Below are 19,538 nucleotides of genomic sequence, written 5' to 3'. Positions count from 1 at the left end.
TATCTGCCCTGCAGTTGCGAGCCTGCGAAGCAAAATTCAAGTCCCCTTGTCTCCCTTTTTAATAAAAATTTGAAAATTTTAAAAAAATAAAAATTACAACCCTAGGTTTTGTAAGTTACTAAGGCGAATGAATGGAATTTTAAAATTTGTAAATTAAAGCTTTTAGAAATTTAAAGTTTTATTTCTTTGTTAAGGGGGAAGAGGCTTGAATTACGCTCTGCTTGCAGTTGCGAGCCTGCGAAACAAAGAAGCTCCCTTATCCCTTAATAACAATCCCCTGTCTGCTTTGCAGTTACGAGACGAAGCCCGAGTAAAGCCCGACAACGTTAGAGGTGCATGCAAATGTGCCGAAGCACTGCATGCGGTTTATTTTTAAGAAATTTCTAGCAAATTTTAAAATTAGAGCTGGCATATCACGGCTCTAAATTTAGTGGCGAGTGGCTACGAGACCTAAATTTAGTAGTCTGCTAAGGCAAGTGAGTAAGATTTTAAAATTTGCAAATTTGTTTCATCATGCAAGTGCCATACAAATTTTAAAATTTCATGAACGAGTAATTTCGGCTCTAAAATTTGAGCTAAGCTATAAGCGAAGCCAAATTTTAGTAGTCAATTCTTGCGAGTGAATGGAATTTTAAAATTTGCAAAATAGTAAATTTCTATTTTTGAAATCCAAACTTTAAATTTATAAACTCTTTTATTCAAAAGGGAGACAAGGGGACTTAAATTACGAAGCCGTCCCCTTATCCCCCTTTTTAAATCCCTCGTCTGCTTGCAGTTACGAGACGAAGTCGAAGTAAAATCCCCTCGCACGTTAGAGGTGCATGCTTCAGTGCTAACGCACTGCATGCGTTTTGTTGAAAATCAATCAAATTTCACTCAAATTTACTCTCTTACAACGTGTAAAAATTGCATGTGTTTACGGTACTGCTCGATGACGTCGTTTATCAGCGTAGCTTCGCTCCAGCCAAGCACGTCGTAGTCCTGACCGCCCTCTTTTAGATAGACTTCAGCCCTGTAGTAAAGATCGTCGCCGTCAAGCTCTCTGGTGTAGTCTGGACTATGGCTCTTGGTGAGATAGACGCCATATCTAAAGTCCATCTCGTCGCCAAGTCCGACATTTAAATTTACAAAATTCTCGCCATTTGTGACCTTTGCTTCAAGGCCGTTTTTGGCAAATTCCTCTTTTAGCTCGTTAAAAGCTTTTAGTGCAACCTCGTTTAAAAATTTCTTGCCATCTTTCTTGCCTGGCAGCGTGATGATCGCACTTAGACGTTCTTGCCACGGCTTTGAAAGATCACTAATAGGCATGTTACTAAAGTTATTTGTCTCTTTTTTGGTTAGATCCACACGTAACGCCTTAAATAGCCCGTAAATGGCGCCAAGTAACACTATGGAAAATGGCAGTGCGGTTGTGATCGTAAGTGCCTGAAGTGAGCCAAGACCGCCTGCTAGCATCAAAAATGCCGCCACGACGCCCACTGTAACGCCCCAAAAGACCTTTTGCCAAACTGGCGTATCGTCCTTGCCGTTTGAGCAAAGCATGTTCATAACGATCGCCGCAGAGTCGGCAGAAGTGACGAAAAATATGACGATCATAAAGACTGCGATCACGCTTAGCACGCCTGAGAAGCTAAATTTCTCCAAAAACATAAAAAGTGCTGAGGCTGAGTCGGAATTTACCGTGGTCGCTAGCTCGCTAAAGCCGCCTTGCACAAGAGCGATCGCTGAGTTGCCAAAAAAGCTCATCCAAGCAAAAGTAAAGCCAGTTGGCACTAAAAGCACGCCTATAACGAATTCTCTTATCGTCCTGCCTTTTGAAATTTTAGCTATAAAAAGCCCCACAAACGGCGACCAAGATAGCCACCAAGCCCAGTATAGCAGCGTCCAACCGCCAAGCCAGCTCTCGTTTTGCCTCTCGTAGGCGTAGAGGTTAAAAGTGTTTGAGATGAGCGTAGAGATGTAGTCGCCGCTGTTTTGCACAAACGACTTTAAAAGCTGCGTCGTATCGCCTAAAAATAGTATCAAAAACATAAAACATATAGCTAGCGCGATGTTTGCGTTTGATAAGATCTTAATACCCTTATCCACGCCACTTGCCGCTGAGATGGTAGCTGCAAAACAAAGCACTATTAGAAGCGTGATATGCATAGTCGGCAGGCCAAAAACGTGCGTAAGGCCAGCATTTACCTGAAGCACGCCATATCCCAGCGACGTCGCCACGCCAAAAAGGGTAGCTACGACGGCAAATGTATCGATGGCACTACCTATCTTGCCATAAATTTTATCTCCGATGATCGGATAAAACGCCGATCTAAGTGTGAGCGGCAAGCCGTGCCTATACGAGAAAAAGGCGAGAATTAACGCTACGATAGCATAGACCGACCATGCGCCCATGCCCCAGTGAAAAAATGTGATATTCAACGCAAGCTTTTGCGCTGCGATAGTTTGCGCGTCGCCAACTGGCGGGTTTAGATAGTGCATGAGCGGCTCAGCCACACCAAAAAATACTAGACCTATGCCCATGCCAGCGGCAAAAAGCATAGAAAACCACGAGATATTTTTGTGCTCTGGCTTTACGTGATCAGCTCCTAGCTTGATCTCGCCAAGCTTACTAAAGCCAAGAATGATGACGCTTAGCAGTATGACGGCAACGACTAGGATATAAAACCAGCCAAATTTGGCCGCGATGTAGTTTTGCATACCCTTAAAAAACTCATTTGAGAAATTTGGAAATATCGCTGCAAATGCTGTTATTAAAACTATGATAACAAGCGATGGGATAAATACTGAATTGTTAAATTTTGACCTTTGAAATTTAAACATTTTTCTCCTTTTTATAAATTTCAGTCTCGCTTTAAAATAACAAAAAAGAGTAAATAGGCCAAATTTTCTCTTTAAATTTTTATGAAATTTTAAGCTTTAGCCACCAAAAATAGCCACTTTGAAATTTATCTCAAGTCTCTTTTATCTCTCTTTGGTTTTGCAAGAGTTGTTAGCACTATGACGACAAAAGCGATGCCAAATGTGATATACAAAATGATCTTTGGCGAGTCATACTCTATCCTCGATCTTGCAACCTCTTCGCCGCTTGCCTCCACTAGCTCGCCGCGTTTTATCATCTCGCTGATATCTTTTGCGCTAAGCTCTTTAGACGCTCTTGTTAAAATTTCTATGACGCCAAGGTCCGCCACCTCATAAACGCTATGCTTTATGCCATAAAATGGCTTTATCTTGCTAAAAAAATAGACCTTCTCGCCGTTTGCATAAACTGCGCCGTATTCGCCATCTTTTACTAGCCCTATCTCACGCCAAGAGGAGCTTGGGGCAAATTTATATAAAGAGACTGTTTGCGCCTCTAAGTGCCTGCCATGCTTTGAGCGCCGCCACTCTTCACCTTGCTGCAAGAAATACGCCAAGCTCTCATCTACAAAAACGTCAGCATAGAGCCTTTTTAGCTCGCCTTTTAGCTGGTAGTCTGAAATTTTAGCTTGTTCGTTTTTCGTGCTATCCCAAAAGTAAATTCCATCTTTGCTAGCAAAAAGAGGCCAAAACGAATGCACGTTATCCACGCTATAAATGGCGTTATAAGGCATATTTTGAGCGCTAAATTTACGCTCATTTGCAAACGCCGCCCCACTTTTTGGCTCAAAAAGATATTCTATATCGTGCTTTGGGTCATAACATATCCGGCGCGTCTCATCTGAGTAGCTTGTATCAAGCCTATAAAAGCCCATAAATAAGCTTTTGCCATCAGTGTAATATCCGCTAGCAGCGCCATTTTCTGTCGTGATGTATCTTAGCTTGCTAGGATCTGCGTCAAGCTTTTCGCCCTTATAGTAAAGCGTAGCTCCGTCTCTTGCAAAGCCAGCGTCAAAGATAGGCTCTAAATTTGTACTTTCGACCCTTTTTGTCCTGTAAAAATATGAACTATCATCGTAGCTTTTTATAAAAACGTGAGCAAGGTTTTTCATAATGGCACTAAATTCGCTAAATCCCGCCTCTTTCTCGCTTCTAGTAGCGCAATAATAGCTTATCTTGCCATCACTTAGATAGCCATTGCCAAGCACTTTGGTGCTGTTTGGATCAAGATCAGGCAAAATTTCTCTAGCACAATAGACATGATTTTTATCAGCCGCCACGTTTGAGTAATCATACGCGTGTTTTAGCTTTAAAACTCTAAAACTAGCCTCATCGACGCCTTTTAGCTCATACTTGCCACTGCCTGAAATTTGAACGTAAATTTTACCCTCAGGCGAGCGGTACAACTCACTATTATCAATGTTTGCAAAGCTTCTTTGATACTCGCCCTCATGCCATAGATAAAGCATCGCCAAAACAAAAAATAGCGTCAAAATGACAAAAAGATAAAGTATCTTAGTCGCAATTTTTCTCATTATCTATAATCATCCACTCTTTTTTTAAGCTCGCTTTTTTGCTTTTTGTTTTTAAAAATAGCGCCAACCACCGAGACTATAAATGCAATGGCTAAAAATATCCAGTAGGCATATTTTTGCGAGTAATCATCAAAGTCGCTTATCGCATCGATCACCACCTCGCCCTCAGCTGGCACCATAGCGCCTTGATCTACCATTTTTACTATCTCATCTAGTTTTAAATTCTCAACATTTGAGTCATAAGGACGAGTGAGGATTTCAACCACGCCAAGGTCGTTTATATCATAAACACTGCTGTTAAAATGCCAGCCGTAGCCGACGTTATCAAAATAATATGTCTTATCGCCGTTTGCATAGACCGCTCCGTAGCCATCGTTTCTTACAAGCCCTATCTTTCGCCACTGCTCTTTTGTATCAAGCCTTACGATACACGTGTGGCGTGAGCTTAGGCCGTGGCTAATTTTAGTGTTGTGCCAAATTTCATAGGTTTTTAAAAAATATGTCTTGCCATCACTTATCACCACGTCGCCATATAGCGGCGTTATCTCGCCTTTAAATGGATCATCGCCGTCTCTTACAAACTCGCCCTCATCTATACTGTTATACCACTGCCACTTTCGCTCCCAGTGATAGATCCCGCCTTTGCCGCGAAAAAGAGCGTGATAGGTATGCTTATCTTCTAGGTTAAAAAGTGGCTCGTATGGGGCAAATTTTGGGTCAAATTCGTGATCGTTTGCATAGACCATGCCAGAATTTGGCTCATAAAGATAGTGAATGCGCCATATCTCGCCGATATCACGCATTTGTGGGCTAAATTTGATCCCTAGTTTTGTGCTGTCATAATAGACATTTTCTCCGTCAGTCGTAAAATGCACGCTCTTTCTGCCAGATGCCTGCTCGATGTATCGCATTTTGCTGGCATTTGCGCCCTCTAGCTCTTTGCCCTCATGATAGACCTTTACTCCGTCGCTTGCATAGCCAAAGCCTAAGATAGCTGCTAAATTTACGTTATCAACCTGCCTAAATTTATAGATATGAGTTTGCGCTTTTGGGGTTTTAAACATTTTATGTGAGAAGATATCCCAAAACTCTTTAAGTGCGGATATTTCGAGGTTTGTCTCGCTTTCGCTATCACAAAAATATGTGATCTTGCCGTCACCAAAGTAGCCATTGCCAAGCGCCCTAACGCCATTTGGATCAAGCCCGCTCATCACGAGGTTGCCACAATATACCGCCTCATCACTAGCGCCAACGTTTCTGTTGTCGTATTTGCCGGTGTCAATGTATCTAAATTTACTGGCCCTCACGCCTATTAGCTCAAATTTACCGCCGCTTGGCACCATGGCATAGACCTTGTCATCTTTGACGTAAAAATAGCTATTATTTAACTCTTTACTATCACCAATGTCGTCATCTAAAACAGAAACTAACCCAAAGACAAAAAAGTAGGTAGCAAAAAATATCACAACAATGGCGATTATTACTGAGATTAGCGGATGTTTTTTTAGCATTTTAGCTCCGTTTCAAACAAATTTAGCGACCTCATCATGGCACAAAAACCTTTCATAAATTTAAATTTCAAAGTTCTATCCAAATATAAAATATCTAAAAATCAAAAACTGATAATATACTACTCTAACTACTGTATTTAATAGCCAAACAGCACATAACGCTAAAATAGCTCCAATAATACTAAAATTCTTTAAAACCCCATAATAAATCACCATCAATAAAAAAAGAGAAAAATAAAAAAACATAATCAAATAAAATAAATTTTTCAACCTTTCATATAAGTCCGAATTTTCTCTATTTGTCGCGATTAGCCTAATAATATCTATCTTATTTAAAAATCCAACCTTTTTATATTTTATCTCGACTAGATCACCCACTTCATATTTTTCTATCTCTGGTGAAAACACCCCGCTAAATCTCTCTTTACCTATCAAAAGGCTCATGCTTGTGGCTAAATTTTGCCTAACAACTCTTCTATTTAGCGCGCTTATCCTACCGATCTTTTTCAAGCTACTCTAGCTCCTCGGCGATCTCAAGCACTTCAAAATAGTCATTTTCTAGGCTTTCAAGCTCAGCTTTTGCCTTTTCAAGCTCTTCATAAAGCTTAGCAAGACCCACTTCTTGATAAATTTTTGGATCACTAAGCCCCTCATTTAGCTCGGATACTCTTGCTTCAAGGGTTGAAATTTTATCTGGATATGTGTTTAAAATTTGCGTTTGTTTATAGCTTAGTTTTGCGCCAGATTTGCTCTTTTGTTTGGCTTCATTTTGGCTATTTGAGAGCTCTTTTTCAAATTTATCAAGCTCTTTCATCTCATCTTCAAGCTCCAAATAGACGCTATACTCTTCGTGCAAGACATTTATCTTTGTGCCCTCAAACGCCCAGAGTTTATTTGCCATCTTATCGACAAAATATCTATCGTGGCTAACGAGCAAGATAGCCCCCTCAAAGCTTTGCAAGTAGTCTTCTAAGATATTGATAGTTGCGATATCAAGGTCGTTTGTCGGCTCGTCAAGCACTAGCACATCGTATGTTTTAGTAAAAAGCATCGCAAGTGCGACACGGTTTTTCTCACCGCCACTTAAAACGCCTATCTTTTTATCAAGAAATTCCTTTGGAAAGAGGAAATTTTTAAGATAGCCATAAACGTGCATATTTCGCCCGCGAACTAGCACGTGGTCGCCGCCATTTGGGCAAAATGTCTCTATAAGGCTCTTATCATCATCAAGGACATTTCTAGCTTGATCAAAGTAGCCGATACTCACCTCGCCTCTTTTTATCTCGCCACTACTTTGCTTTTCAAGTCCTAGCAAAATTTTAAGTAGCGTGCTCTTGCCACTGCCGTTTCGCCCAACTATGGCGATCCTCTCGCCCTGCAAGATTCTTGCGTCAAATTTCTCAAAAAGCACCTTGCCGTCTATGCTTTTGCCTAAATTTTTAAACTCAAATAGCATTTTTTTGCGGTTTTGGCTCTGCGTTTGGTTGAAATTTTTACTCGCACGCTCAAGCTCAAGCCTCACTCGTCTTATCACGCCTGGGTTTTTCTTGGCCTCCTCGCGCATGGCGAGCACCCGCTCTTTTCTGCCCTCGTTTCGCTTTAGCCTAGCTTTTACGCCGCGCCTTAGCCACTCCTCTTCAGCCTTTAGCTGTTTTAGCAGTGTCTCATGCGACTTTGCAAGGCTTGCTAAAATCTCCTCTTTTTTGGTTAGATAGTTTGCATATCCGCCCTCGAAATTTTTTAAGCTTGCATCCTCGACCTCAACGCACCTAGTAGCGAGAGCATCTATAAAATACCTATCGTGGCTTATAAAAACTATGCTTTGATTTGAGCTTTTAAGCATATCTTCAAGAAATTTGACCATATAGACATCAAGGTGGTTTGTCGGCTCGTCAAGCAACAGCACATCTGGCTTTTTAAGGATGAGCGCACCCAGTGCCACGCGCCTGATCTCGCCACCGCTTAGCGAGCAAATGGGCCTGTTTTCATACTCTTTTAGCTTAAATTCTTGCAAAATTCGCTCGATCTTATGCTCGATATTCCAGCCATCTTTTGCCTCTATAAATTTTAAAAGCCTCTCTTGCTCTTTTAAAATTTCTTTGTTTTCAGGATCATTTGCTAGTAAGACGCCACTTTTTTCATACTCACTTATCGCGTCAAATATCTCTTTTAGCTCGTTATTTAGCGCATCTCTTACACTAAATGTGGCGTTAAAATTTGGATTTTGCGCTAGCATCTCGACGCTTATTAGGTTTTGCACTATCCGTCTGCCGCTATCTGCTGCCACCTCGCCAGAGATGATCTTCATAAGCGTGCTCTTGCCGCTGCCATTTTTACCGATGATCGCGATCTTTTCATTTTCATTTACACTAAGACTTACGCTGTTTAAAATTTCATTTGCACCAAATTTTTTACTTACGTCTATTAGGTCGATTAATGCCATTTTTCTCTCAAATTTTAAATTTTTTGGATTATATCAAAAGGGAGCTAAAACCTAATTTGGCTATAATCGCCCAAAATTTAAAAAGGGAGAAATTTATGAATCTTTCTATGAAAAAATTGGTCGTCCCTATATTTTTAGATATGTTTTTACACTTTATAACGCTCATCATAAACACCTACATGGTGACAAAAGTGAGTGTGCATCTAGTTGGTGCCATGGGTGCCGGCAATCAAGTGATGGATCTTTTTATGACCATTTTTAACTTTTTAAGCATGGGCTGCTCAGTCGTCGTCGCACAAGCTCTTGGAGCAAAGCAAAACGAGCTAGCCTCAAGCGTCATACACGCAAGCATCACGTCAAATACGGTCTTTGGCATATTTTCAGCCATCATCATCTACGTCTTTGGCTACAACATCTTAAATTTACTAAACGTGCCAAGTGATCTCATAAACGATAGCTTCTCATACCTTCACATACTTGGCTTTGCCTTGCTATTTGATGGCATCGGCATGGTGCTAGCTGCGGTGCTTCGCGTCTATAATCTAGCAACCGCTGTGATGCTAACTTCAGTTTTGATGAACATCATCACCATCTTTGGCAACGCCATCGCCCTTTTTGGCTGGTTTGATCTGCCAAATTTAGGCTTGCAAGGTGTTGCTATCTCGACATTTGTAGGTAGGCTTATTGGCGTTTTTGTCCTACTTTACATGCTCATACGCGTGGCAAAAGTTAAAATTTATCTTAGCAAACTACTTGTCGTGCCGTTTGGAATTTTAAAGAAAATACTCTCAGTTGGCTTGCCAAGTGCTGGCGAAAATTTACTCTGGATGGCGCAATACATGGTTGCATTTGGCTTTATCGCGAGCATGGGCGAGGCAACTCTTAGCGTGCAAACGATCTACTTTCAAATCACTCTTCTCATTTTGCTTTGTGGCGCAAGTATCAGCGTGGCAAACGAGGTCATCGTGGGACATTTGGTTGGAGCAAGCGAGTTTAACGAGGCTTATACCAGGACCTTTAAAGCCTTGTGGCTTGGAATTTCTATCACGCTCATCGTCGTTTTGATCGCCTACGCCTTAAAGTACAAGATCATGGACGCACTAAATTTAGATGAGAGCCTGCGCAAGATAATGCTACCGCTCTTTACGCTCTCGATCGTGCTAGAGGCTGGCAGAACCTTTAACATCGTCATCGTAAATGCCCTTCGCGCAAGTGGCGACGCGAAATTCCCACTTGCGACTGGGCTTATCTTTATGTGGGGACTTTCGCTGCCGCTTGGATATTTCTTAGGCATACACCTTGGCTGGGGCATTGTTGGCGTTTGGATAGGATTTTGCGCTGATGAGTGGCTAAGGGGCCTTGCAAATACCTGGCGCTGGAGAAGCAAAAAGTGGCAAGAAAAACGCCTAGTTTGAGGCAAAAGAGCCTAAATTTAGACTTTTATGGTCTAAGCGTCTTAATAAATTTTAAAACAAACGTAAAGGCTATGCGCCTAAGAGTTGGCAAGGATGCTAAGATCACCCTTTCTATGCCATTTTATAGCACGCAAAAGATGGCTCTTGGCTTTCTTGAGACACACAGAAATTGGCTTGAAAACTCTTATAAAAAAGCTCTTTTAAATTTGCCAAAAGATGATGAGATGAAATTTCTTGGAGAAATTTATAAGATCAAATTTGATGAGAGCGTAAATGTGCCATTTTTTGAAGATAAATTTATCATAACGCCAAATTTAAAGGTGCTTGAACGCTTTAAAAAAGCAAGAGCAAAAGAGCTATTTTTAGAGCTTGTAAGCTACTATCAGCCTCATATCAATAAGTCAGTTAGTCGCATCGTCATAAGAGATAGCAAAACTCGCTGGGGCAGCTGCAACCACAAAAAAGGCTATATAAACTTAAGCCTAAGACTAATCGAAAAGCCGCTCTCAGCCGTGCGATACGTCGTGCTTCACGAGCTTACTCATCTACTCTATCCGCATCATCAAAGCAGCTTTTATAAATTTATAGAAGCCATCATGCCTGATTACAAAGAGCAAGAGCAAATTTTAAAATCGTAATTATTTTTCATCAAGTAAGTGCAAATTTAATATGTTAAAATTACATATTACTTTACAAAAGGAAAATTTTATGAAAAAAATGATTTTTATCTCACTTCTTGCAGCTTGCGCTCTAGCAGGCGACTTTGAAGATGGCTTGAAAGCTTATGCTGACTCAAATTTCACTGAGGCTTTATCTAAATTTGAAGCAGGTTGCGCAGCAAATGACGCAAGATCATGCGTAACAGCAGGTGCGATCTACCAGATTGGCAAAACTGACGTGCCAGATAGCAACAAAGCGTTAGAGTTTTACAACAAAGCTTGTCAAGGTGGCGAAAAAGAGGGTTGCTCAGCAGCTGGTGGAATTTATCTAGATAACGATCCACAAAAGGCAAGAGAGTTTTTTAACAAAGCTTGCGAGCAAAACGACGGCTACTCTTGCGGCATGATAGGCTCGATACTAATAGAAGCTAAGAAATTTAAAGAGGCTTACACCTTCTTAGAAAAAGGCTGCAAACTAAACGATAAGATGTCTTGCGAGTTTGCGGGCGATCTAAAACGCTCAAAACAATTTTGATCTTTAGGCTTTTAAAGCCTAAATTCTCACTTTTTATAAAATCACTAGAAATTTATAAATAAATTTAAAAGTTTAGGCAAGAGAGCTCTTGCCTAATATTAAATCGCTCTTATTTGATCAAGCGGCTTATCTTTTATGCCCCACTGGGTCATAAAGACAAAACCATAAAGAGCTGCTGCTACGATGTAGGCTGTGTATTCGTTTGGCATCAGACCAAATTTCACGCAGATGTTTGGCACAAGAGCTAGAGGCACGACTGGGATAAGTAGCACCCTCTCCCAAATCCTAAGCTTTGTGACGTAGTAGCCTTGCAACAAGCTAGAAAAGGCAAACATTCCCACGATCGCCATGCCAAAGACGAGTAAAATTTCAAGTGGATTGCTCATCCAGACTATCCCTTTTGAATCAAGCGGATCGCCAGTATTTATGCTCTCAATAAGCATAAGTTTGTTGTTAAAGAAAAAGGCAAATGGCAAGATCGCTGTTCTTAGATCATAAAAAAATCCTTGCACGCCAACGGTTATTGGATTTGCCTTGGCAATGCCCGCTGCTGCGTAGGCTGCGATGCCAACTGGCGGCGTGTCGTCAGCCAAAATTCCAAAGTAAAATACAAAAAGATGCACGGCGATGGCAGGGATTAAGAAGCCATTTTTATGCGCCAAAAACAAGATAACTGGCGCAACAAGGCTTGAGACGACGATGTAGTTTGCCGTTGTTGGAAGACCCATGCCAAGGATGAGCGACATAAGAGCCGTTAAAAGTAGGATCATCATGATGTTATCGCCCGCTAGAAGCTCGACTAGATCAGAAAGTACTTGACCAAGGCCAGTTAGCGAGATAGAGCCTACGATGATGCCTGCAAGCGCGGTTGCGATGGCTATTGTGGTCATGCTCTTTGCAGCTGCGACCATCGCCCAAAATATATCCTCAAAGCCAAGAAGCACATCGTTTAGCCCTACCTTTTCGCCTGAAGCTAGCTTTTTGGTTGGCTCTTGAAAGATCATTATCAAAAATAAAAATCCAATAGCATTAAAAGCTGCGGCTATGGCTGACTCTTTTGCTATTAAAAGCGTGTAAAGCAAAATTAGAATCGGCGTTATATAGTGAAGACCGCTAACGAAAATTTTAAATCTTGAGTGAAACTCGCTCTGATTTATGCCCTTTAGTCCAAGTTTGACGCTCTCTAAATGCACGATAAAAAATAGCGACAAATAACAAGCAAAAGCTGGAATAACCGCCGCCATCATAACATTTGTATATGTCATGCCCAAAAACTCAGCGATGATAAAAGCAGCCGCACCCATGATAGGTGGCATGAGCTGTCCATTTACACCAGCTGCAACCTCGATAGCTCCAGCTTTTGTGCGTGAAAGGCCAGCTTTTTTCATAAGTGGTATGGTAAATGTACCAACGGTTACGACGTTTGCTGTTGAGCTACCTGAAACCATGCCAGTTAGGCCACTTGCAATGACTGAAGCCTTAGCTGGGCCGCCTCTATATTTGCCAAGAAGAGAAAAGGCTAAATTTATGAAGTATTGTCCAGCGCCTGCTCGCTCAAGTAGTGAGCCAAAAAGAACAAAAAGGTAGATAAAACTAACGCTAACGCCGATAGGCACGCCAAAGACGCCCTCAGTCGTCAAAAACATGTGTCCTGCGATCTTTTCAAAGCTAGCGCCTTGATGAGCGATGATGTCTGGCATATAAGGACCAAAGTGATCGTATATCAAAAATAATATACAAATGATAGGAAGCGCTGGTCCCATGACACGTCTGCCAGCCTCAAGTAAGACGATGATCGCCAAAAACGATATGACGATGTCTTGCGTGATATAATCTCCTGTCCTATCAGCTAGCTCATAAAAATAAACCGCTGGATAAAGCACGGCAACAACGCCTACCACGCAAAAAACTAGGTCGTAAAACGGCAAACTCGAGTGAGCCTTTTTATGAAAAGTGACTGGATAGAGCAAAAATACAAGCCCAACCGCAAAGGCTAGGTGCACTGAGCGCGAAATGTTAGTATTTAGCGGAAAATACGCTATATAAAGCTGAAAAACCGACCAAGAGAAACACGCAAATGCGATGAAATAGTTGTAAAAATTGCTATTTATCTCTCTTGTCTTTACTTCGACAAATTGTTCTTCGTTGTCATTAACTTCGTTCATCTCTCTCCTTTAAAATTTAAATATATAAATTTAAAAGAATTTGTATATTTAAATTTTATCCAGAGGCAAAAGCCCCTGGAGATGGATTATTTTAAGATGCCAGCCTCTTTAAATGCAGCCTCTGCAGCTGGGTGAAGCGGAGCTGAAAGACCTTGAACAAGATCTTCTTTTTTAACTGATTTTAGTGCTGGGTGAAGAGTTTTATACTCATCAAAGTTATCTAAGATAGCTTTTATCACAGCTTTTACAGCCTCATCTTTTGTATCTTTGCTAGTTACTAAAACAGCTTTTACGCCGATAGTATTTACATCGTGATCGACGCCGTCATAAGAGCCTTTTGGGATCACGCCTTTTGCAAAGTATGGTTTTTCTTTAAGAAGATTATCAATCTCACTGCCTTCGATGTTTAAGATATCGATCGGTAAAGATGTCGCTGCGTCAGTGATGTTTGCAGTTGGGTGACCAACGACAAAGCTATATCCGTCTATCTTTTTATCTTTTAGTGCGTGTGGGCATTCGCCAACTGTTAAAACACCACGGTATCCTAGTTTTGAAACGTCAAAGCCCTTTGCTTTAAAGACTTCAAGTGTGCTCACTTCGTTGCCGCTGCCTGGGTTTCCGACGTTGTATTTTTTACCAGCAAATGAAGAGAGATCGCTTGTTAGCCCGCTATCTTTTGCCACGACAAATGCAAGAAGCTCTGGATAGATAGCTACTACTGAGCGTAAATTTTCATCTTTTGCTCCGTCAAATTTGCCAGTGCCGTTATATTTGTCATAGACGACATCACTTTGAACAAAGCCAAATGTAAGCTCTTTTTTAAGGACGTTATTTACGTTATAAACAGAGCCGCCAGTTGATTGGACAGAGCATTTTACGTCTGTATTTTTATTTGCCAAGCGGCAGATCGCTCCACCTATCGGATAGTATGTGCCTGTCATGCCACCAGTGCCGATACTGATAAATTCTTTTGCTGAAAGTGTTGTTGCCAAAAGCAATCCAGCAAGTGCCAAAGAAGTAGTTTTCATCTAAAATCCTTTCAAAAAATTTAAGGCTATTTTATTCTATAAATTTAGCTTTGTATCTTTTTGATATGATATTTTTATGCCATTTTGGTAAAGTTGCAACTATTCTACACAATCAAGACTTAAAAAAATATTTTCTTAAGAATAAATTTATTTTTCTTTTACGAGCATTCTAAATTTTAAGAGCTAGAAATTCTAGCTCTAAATTTAGTCGATAAATCTCTTTGTGATATTTGCGTAGGCATCGATCCTGCGGTCACGTAAAAATGGCCAAATTCTACGCACTTCTTCGCTTCTTTTCATGTCTATCTCAACGATCTTGCACTGCTCGCTATGGCTATCTGCGCGGAAAAGCTGCTCGCCTTGTGGCCCGTAAACAAAGCTATTTCCCCAAAACTTAATCCCATCCATCACGCCGCTATCATCTTTTTCAAAGCCCACACGATTAACTGCGACCACTGGCAGTCCATTTGCCACGCTGTGACCTCTTTGCACCGCCACCCACGCTTCAAGCTGTCTTGACTTTTCATCCTCGCTATCGCCCTCAAACCAGCCAATAGCCGTTGGATAGATGAGAATTTTCGCCCCTTTTAATGCCATTAGCCTTGCTGCCTCTGGATACCACTGATCCCAGCAGACCAAAACGCCAAGCTTGCCAAGGCTAGTTTCGATAGGCTCAAAGCCAATGTCACCAGGCGTGAAGTAAAATTTCTCGTAAAATCCAGGGTCATCAGGGATGTGCATTTTTCGGTATTTGCCAGCGATACTTCCGTCACGCTCGAAGACAAAAGCAGTGTTGTGATAAAGTCCGTCAGCCCTTTTTTCAAAGAGCGAAGTGACTAAAACTACGCCGTTTTCTTTTGCTACCCTGCCCCAAAAAGCGACATCTTCTTGCCAGTCGTTTGCGTGATCAAAGAAATTTGTATCCTCGCTTTGGCAAAAGTATTGCGTCTGGTGCAGCTCTTGGCAGACCACGAGATCAGCGCCACCTTTTTTTGCCTCAGCTATTAGCTCAAGCGTCTTTGCGATGGTCGCCTCTTTTGTGCCTTTAAATTCTTGTTGAAGTAGTGCTACTTTCATCTCATCTCCCTTCTTTGTCGTTATATGGGTCTAAATGCGTGGTTATCTGCCACGAAAATTCCTTAAATTTCTCTCTTATCTCGGCTTCTAGCGAGTCGGCCACCTCGTGCGCGTCGTAAAGCGAGATATCTTTGTCAAAAACTAAATGCAGCGTTAAAAATATGGTATTTGCGCTCTGTCTTGTGTTTAGATAGTGAAAGTCTGAAATTCTCTGCTTTGCCTTTATCATCTTGATGATCTCAGCTGTGACCTCAGGGCTTGCTGCGTGATCTAGCAAGACACCAAGGGCGTCTTTGCCAAGGCTTATCGCACTTTGAGCGATGTAGCCACTTATCACGATACCAAAGATCGCATCTATCATCACAAATCCGCTAAATTTAATGATAAGCAGCGAGATGATGACTGCAAGGTTGCTAAAAAGGTCGATCTTATAGTGCAGCGCGTCTGCTTTTATGATGAGATTGCCACTTTTTTTAGAAATTTGGTTTAAAAATAGCACCAAACATAGCGTCACTACGACCGAAAATACCATCACTCCAAGGCTTAAGCCAAGGTCTATCTCTAAATTTGGCTCGCTAAATTTCTTAACACTCTCATAAAATATATATCCAGCAGCCACAACGATGATAACACACTCAAATAGCGCTGCTAACGCCTCTAGCTTTGTGTAGCCAAAGTTAAATTTCTCATCAGCTTGCTTTCTTGACTTTCTAAGCGCAAATAAATTTAAAAGCGAAACGATAAAATCAAGCATCGAATCAATCGCCGAGCCAAGCACAGCGACCGAACCGCTAAAAAGTCCCGCTGCAAATTTCACAAGTGCAAGCAAAAAGGCGCAAGCACCTGCTGCGATAACTGCCTTATTTTCGCTCTGCGTGCACTCCTGCTTATTTATGCGGTTAAACTCATAATCAAACGGACTTGACAAACTTAAGCCCTTTTGTATCTATTTTGGCTTGAGCAGTGAAGCGAGCCATTTTGACGGACAAAAACTAGCGAATTTACACCGATGATCTTTCTATCTGGAAGCGCATGGGCTAGTAAATTTAACACCTTTTCATCGTTTTCGTCGTTATATGTCGGCACGATCAAGGCACCATTTATAAAGATGAAGTTTGCATAGGTGCAGCCAAGCCTTTTGCCCTCATAAAATTTAGGTTTTGGTAGTGGCAAAGCAAGCAGCTTAAAGCCAGTTTTTTTAAGCTCATCCTCCATCCTTTTTAGCTCATCATAGTGCTCATCACTCTCATCATCGCAAGCTGCGTAAGCTATCGTATCAGGCGTGATAAAGCGCGCTAAAGTGTCGATGTGGCTATCTGTGTCATCGCCTCTTATAAAGCCATTTTCAAGCCAGATGATACGCTTTAAGCCAAATAAATTTTTTAGTTTTTCTTCGATCTGCTCTTTGCTAAGTGCTTTGTTTCTATTTTCATTTAGCAGGCATTTTGAGGTGGTTAAAAGTACGCCATCTCCGTTAAACTCGACGCTTCCGCCCTCTAGTATCATATCAACAGGCTCGAGCTTAGTTTTATAAATTTTAGCTAGCTCTAAATTTATCGCATCATCTTTTGAGCTCTTAAATTTACCACCCCAAGCGTTAAATTTAAAGTCATAACTCTTTACGCCGTCCTTGGTGCAAACGTCGATCATACCGTAGTCTCTGATCCAAGTATCATCAGTCTCAAGCTTTACAAACTCAACATTTTTAAATTTCTTAAACCTAGTGAAATTTGCCTCATCAGGGCAGATGAGCACCACCTTTTCATAGGGCGTAACAGCAGCCACAAGCTCTTCATAACTAGCTAAAATCTCCTCTAAATAAGGCTCCCAGTCGCTCTTACTATGTGGCAGCGATAAAAACAAAAGTTCCTGCTCTTCCCATTCTGCATACGCTCTCACGCTCTCTCCTTGTAAATTTTATAAATTCCATATATCGTAATGATTATCCAAAAGACCTCTATCAAAAATGAGCCGAGGTTAAAGTGCACAAAAAGCGAAATGATGAGCAGCACCGCACCTGCTAAATTTATTATCTGGTAGGCTAGATCGCGGCTATTTAGGCGGCCGATCTGAAGTAAAAAGTAGCCCATCACGATGCAAATCATCCCTAAAAAGCCGATGATCTGAAAAAGATCGATCAAATTTTATCCTTTTTGTAAGCTTAAATTTAAAGCGTGATCATATCTAATTAGTTTTAAATTTATGATTATGGGATAAAATAACTCCATTTTTCAGATTGGATTAAAGTTTATGGATTTTGAGTTTATTGAGAAATTTTACCCCCTTTTTGTAAAGGCTGGGATTCTCACCTGCCAGATCGCCTTTTTGGGGATCGTTTTTTCTATTTTGATAGGCATTTTTTGCATGGCTGTGAAATTTTACAAACTAAAATTTCTCTCAAAGCTTGTTGATTGCTACGTTGAGCTTTCAAGAAACACGCCGCTTCTTATCCAGCTCTTCTTTTTATACTACGGCTTGCCAAAGCTTGGAGTGTCGATGAGTGGCTTTACCTGTGCGGTCGCTGGACTTAGCTTTCTTGGCGGCAGCTACATGAGCGAGAGCTTTAGACTTGGCTTTGAGGCGGTGAGAAAGTCGCAGATAGAAGCAGGACTTAGTATTGCACTTAGCAAAAATCAGCTCCTAAGATATGTCATTTTGCCACAAGCTTTTAGCGTGGCTCTGCCAAGTATCAGCGCAAACGTCATATTTTTACTAAAAGAGACAAGCATCGTTAGCATCGTAGCGCTTGCTGATCTAGTCTATGTCGCAAAGGATCTCATCGGACTTTACTACAAGACAGATGAGGCGCTTTTTATGCTGGTTATTAGCTATCTTGTCATCATCTTGCCAGTCTCGCTGGCGCTTAGCTACGTCGAAAAAAGGGTGAGAAATGCAAGGAGTTAGTATATTATTTGACACGCAAAATTTACTAAGACTACTTGAGGGTCTTGTAGTAAGCACTGAAATTTCATTTATCTCGATCATCATCTCCGTCATCGGCGGCCTCATACTTGGCGTTTTGATGAGTATGAAAAACAAATTTATCTATCTTATTTTAAAAATTTGCCTCGAGATCGTGCGTATCATGCCTCAGATCGTCTGGCTATTTTTATTTTACTTTGGTGTTAGCAAGGCTTTTGGACTGCATATCTCGGCATTTACTGCCTCGCTCATCGTCTTTAGCCTTTGGGGCGTTTTTGAGATGATGGATATCGTGCGCGGCGCAATCACCTCGATACCAAAGCACCAGTTTGAGTCAGCCGCCTCACTTGGACTTAGTAAATTTCAAATTTACTTTTATGTCATCATCCCACTTGCTACTAGAAGGCTGGTGCCTGGAGCTGTAAATTTACTAAGCCGTATGATAAAAACGACCTCTATCGTCGTGCTAATTGGCGTCGTAGAGGTGGTCAAAGTCGGCCAGCAGATCATCGAGCGAAATGTATTTACAAATCCCATGGCGCCATTTTGGATATACACGCTCATATTCTTTTTATATTTTGCGATCTGCTATCCAGTCTCAAAACTATCGAAAAAACTAGAAGAAAAATGGAGCTAAAATGAGCGAAAATATCTTAGAACTTAAAAAAATCAATAAATTTTATGGAGAGCTTCACGCCTTAAAGGATATAAGCTTAGAGGTAAAAAGTGGCGAAGTGGTCGTGCTTCTTGGACCATCAGGCTGTGGCAAGAGCACAACACTTAGATGCATAAACGGCCTTGAGAGCATCGCAAGCGGCGAGATCATTATAGACGGCGAAGTGATAGACGCTAAATTTAAAGAGTGGCAAAGGATCCGCCAAAAGGTTGGCATGGTCTTTCAAAGCTACGAGCTCTTTGATCATATGAACGTCATAGATAACGTCCTTCTTGGGCCTTTGAAGGTGCAAAAAAGAGATAGAGCCGAGGCCGAAAAGACGGCTGATATGTGGCTAAGCAAGGTTGGGCTACTTGATAAGAAATTTGCCTATCCAAAGGAGCTAAGCGGCGGTCAAAAACAGCGCATAGCCATCGTTAGAAGCCTTTGTTTAAATCCTGAGATCATGCTATTTGACGAGGTTACGGCAGCACTTGATCCAGAGATCGTTAGAGAAGTACTTGATGTGATACTAAATTTAGCCAAAGATGGCATGACGATGCTAATAGTCACGCACGAGATGAGTTTTGCAAGGGCGGTTGCAAATAAGATCGTGTTTATGGACGCTGGAGCGATCGTGGAGATCAGCGAGCCAGAGGAGTTTTTTACTAATCCAAAGAGCGAGCGAGCAAAGAAATTTCTAAATTTATTCTCATTTTAGAAAAAATAAGAGA

The 19,538-nt window shown here is 41.3% G+C and carries 17 protein-coding genes; 6 read left to right on the top strand and 11 right to left on the bottom strand.

The annotated features are described in order from the left end of the window. Positions 1-882: 882 nt before the first annotated feature. The 5 genes from CYP26_RS09620 to abc-f all read right to left on the bottom strand — a co-directional run bounded on the left by CYP26_RS09620 (position 883) and on the right by abc-f (position 8,348). A complete protein-coding gene (locus CYP26_RS09620; protein ID WP_103631222.1) occupies positions 883-2,823 on the bottom strand; it encodes a BCCT family transporter in 1,941 nt (646 codons plus the stop codon). Positions 2,824-2,948: 125 nt separating this feature from the next. After that, positions 2,949-4,394: a DKNYY domain-containing protein gene (locus CYP26_RS09615; protein ID WP_103631221.1), complete on the bottom strand. Its 1,446-nt coding sequence runs from the start codon at positions 4,392-4,394 to the stop codon at positions 2,949-2,951. Next, entirely contained in the window at positions 4,394-5,905 is a 1,512-nt protein-coding gene (locus tag CYP26_RS09610) for a DKNYY domain-containing protein (protein ID WP_103631220.1), read from the bottom strand. Before CYP26_RS09610 ends, CYP26_RS09615 begins: the two co-directional genes overlap by 1 nt. Before the next feature lie 75 nt (positions 5,906-5,980). Next, positions 5,981-6,415, bottom strand: a complete 435-nt coding sequence (locus CYP26_RS09605) for a hypothetical protein (RefSeq protein WP_103631219.1) — start codon at positions 6,413-6,415, stop codon at positions 5,981-5,983. A 1-nt stretch (position 6,416) separates the two neighbouring features. After that, complete coding sequence (gene abc-f / locus CYP26_RS09600) at positions 6,417-8,348, bottom strand: ribosomal protection-like ABC-F family protein (RefSeq protein ID WP_103631218.1); 1,932 nt, start codon at positions 8,346-8,348, stop codon at positions 6,417-6,419. A gap of 95 nt (positions 8,349-8,443) precedes the next feature. Here abc-f and CYP26_RS09595 point away from each other — a divergent pair, with 95 nt between their 5' ends. The 3 genes from CYP26_RS09595 to CYP26_RS09585 all read left to right on the top strand — a co-directional run bounded on the left by CYP26_RS09595 (position 8,444) and on the right by CYP26_RS09585 (position 10,957). Next, positions 8,444-9,763 (top strand): MATE family efflux transporter, encoded by a 1,320-nt coding sequence (locus CYP26_RS09595; RefSeq protein WP_103631224.1) that lies wholly within the window; start codon positions 8,444-8,446, stop codon positions 9,761-9,763. Beyond that, positions 9,739-10,401, top strand: a complete 663-nt coding sequence (locus CYP26_RS09590) for a M48 family metallopeptidase (protein WP_258031477.1) — start codon at positions 9,739-9,741, stop codon at positions 10,399-10,401. Before CYP26_RS09595 ends, CYP26_RS09590 begins: the two co-directional genes overlap by 25 nt. Before the next feature lie 70 nt (positions 10,402-10,471). Then, a complete protein-coding gene (locus CYP26_RS09585) occupies positions 10,472-10,957 on the top strand; it encodes a tetratricopeptide repeat protein (protein WP_103631217.1) in 486 nt (161 codons plus the stop codon). Between the two features lie 98 nt (positions 10,958-11,055). On the opposite strand, the gene CYP26_RS09580 is transcribed toward CYP26_RS09585, so the two are convergent. From CYP26_RS09580 to CYP26_RS09555, 6 genes are all read right to left on the bottom strand, one after another. Continuing rightward, positions 11,056-13,122: a TRAP transporter permease gene (locus CYP26_RS09580; protein ID WP_103631216.1), complete on the bottom strand. Its 2,067-nt coding sequence runs from the start codon at positions 13,120-13,122 to the stop codon at positions 11,056-11,058. 86 nt (positions 13,123-13,208) lie between these two features. Then, positions 13,209-14,150, bottom strand: a complete 942-nt coding sequence (locus CYP26_RS09575; protein WP_002940425.1) for a TAXI family TRAP transporter solute-binding subunit — start codon at positions 14,148-14,150, stop codon at positions 13,209-13,211. Positions 14,151-14,354: 204 nt separating this feature from the next. Beyond that, the gene (locus CYP26_RS09570) at positions 14,355-15,227 is read right to left on the bottom strand and encodes a carbon-nitrogen hydrolase (protein WP_103631215.1); all 873 of its coding nucleotides are present in this window, start codon (positions 15,225-15,227) and stop codon (positions 14,355-14,357) included. Position 15,228: 1 nt separating this feature from the next. Continuing rightward, on the bottom strand, positions 15,229-16,155 hold the full coding sequence (locus CYP26_RS09565) for a cation diffusion facilitator family transporter (RefSeq protein ID WP_181000900.1): 927 nt from the start codon (positions 16,153-16,155) through the stop codon (positions 15,229-15,231). 2 nt (positions 16,156-16,157) lie between these two features. Further along, positions 16,158-17,126, bottom strand: a complete 969-nt coding sequence (locus tag CYP26_RS09560) for an agmatine deiminase family protein (protein WP_103631214.1) — start codon at positions 17,124-17,126, stop codon at positions 16,158-16,160. Next, a complete protein-coding gene (locus CYP26_RS09555) occupies positions 17,123-17,368 on the bottom strand; it encodes a CBU_0592 family membrane protein (RefSeq protein ID WP_021089339.1) in 246 nt (81 codons plus the stop codon). The genes CYP26_RS09560 and CYP26_RS09555 overlap by 4 nt, the downstream gene beginning before the upstream one ends. 109 nt (positions 17,369-17,477) lie before the next feature. On the opposite strand from CYP26_RS09555, the gene CYP26_RS09550 reads away from it, so the two are divergent. The 3 genes from CYP26_RS09550 to CYP26_RS09540 are packed head-to-tail and all read left to right on the top strand — an operon-like array spanning position 17,478 to position 19,525. After that, the gene (locus CYP26_RS09550) at positions 17,478-18,131 is read left to right on the top strand and encodes an amino acid ABC transporter permease (protein ID WP_009293648.1); all 654 of its coding nucleotides are present in this window, start codon (positions 17,478-17,480) and stop codon (positions 18,129-18,131) included. Then, positions 18,118-18,786 (top strand): amino acid ABC transporter permease, encoded by a 669-nt coding sequence (locus CYP26_RS09545; RefSeq protein ID WP_103606455.1) that lies wholly within the window; start codon positions 18,118-18,120, stop codon positions 18,784-18,786. Before CYP26_RS09550 ends, CYP26_RS09545 begins: the two co-directional genes overlap by 14 nt. Before the next feature lies 1 nt (position 18,787). Continuing rightward, complete coding sequence (locus tag CYP26_RS09540; protein ID WP_103595383.1) at positions 18,788-19,525, top strand: amino acid ABC transporter ATP-binding protein; 738 nt, start codon at positions 18,788-18,790, stop codon at positions 19,523-19,525. Positions 19,526-19,538 lie beyond the last annotated feature (13 nt).

This window comes from Campylobacter concisus, from assembly GCF_002913225.1.
GTDB classification, from domain to species: domain Bacteria; phylum Campylobacterota; class Campylobacteria; order Campylobacterales; family Campylobacteraceae; genus Campylobacter_A; species Campylobacter_A concisus_J.
The sequence above is the reverse complement of the archived record's forward strand: the minus strand, read 5'-3'. Positions and strand labels throughout refer to the sequence as shown.

Coding starts and splice junctions, on each gene's coding strand:
- CYP26_RS09545 (WP_103606455.1), top strand. CDS start 18,118: ATGCAAGGAGTTAGTATATTATTTGACACGCAAAATTTACTAAGACTA.
- abc-f (WP_103631218.1), bottom strand. CDS start 8,348: ATGGCATTAATCGACCTAATAGACGTAAGTAAAAAATTTGGTGCAAAT.
- CYP26_RS09620 (WP_103631222.1), bottom strand. CDS start 2,823: ATGTTTAAATTTCAAAGGTCAAAATTTAACAATTCAGTATTTATCCCA.
- CYP26_RS09585 (WP_103631217.1), top strand. CDS start 10,472: ATGAAAAAAATGATTTTTATCTCACTTCTTGCAGCTTGCGCTCTAGCA.
- CYP26_RS09570 (WP_103631215.1), bottom strand. CDS start 15,227: ATGAAAGTAGCACTACTTCAACAAGAATTTAAAGGCACAAAAGAGGCG.
- CYP26_RS09580 (WP_103631216.1), bottom strand. CDS start 13,122: ATGAACGAAGTTAATGACAACGAAGAACAATTTGTCGAAGTAAAGACA.
- CYP26_RS09610 (WP_103631220.1), bottom strand. CDS start 5,905: ATGCTAAAAAAACATCCGCTAATCTCAGTAATAATCGCCATTGTTGTG.
- CYP26_RS09575 (WP_002940425.1), bottom strand. CDS start 14,150: ATGAAAACTACTTCTTTGGCACTTGCTGGATTGCTTTTGGCAACAACA.
- CYP26_RS09550 (WP_009293648.1), top strand. CDS start 17,478: ATGGATTTTGAGTTTATTGAGAAATTTTACCCCCTTTTTGTAAAGGCT.
- CYP26_RS09615 (WP_103631221.1), bottom strand. CDS start 4,394: ATGAGAAAAATTGCGACTAAGATACTTTATCTTTTTGTCATTTTGACG.
- CYP26_RS09595 (WP_103631224.1), top strand. CDS start 8,444: ATGAATCTTTCTATGAAAAAATTGGTCGTCCCTATATTTTTAGATATG.
- CYP26_RS09540 (WP_103595383.1), top strand. CDS start 18,788: ATGAGCGAAAATATCTTAGAACTTAAAAAAATCAATAAATTTTATGGA.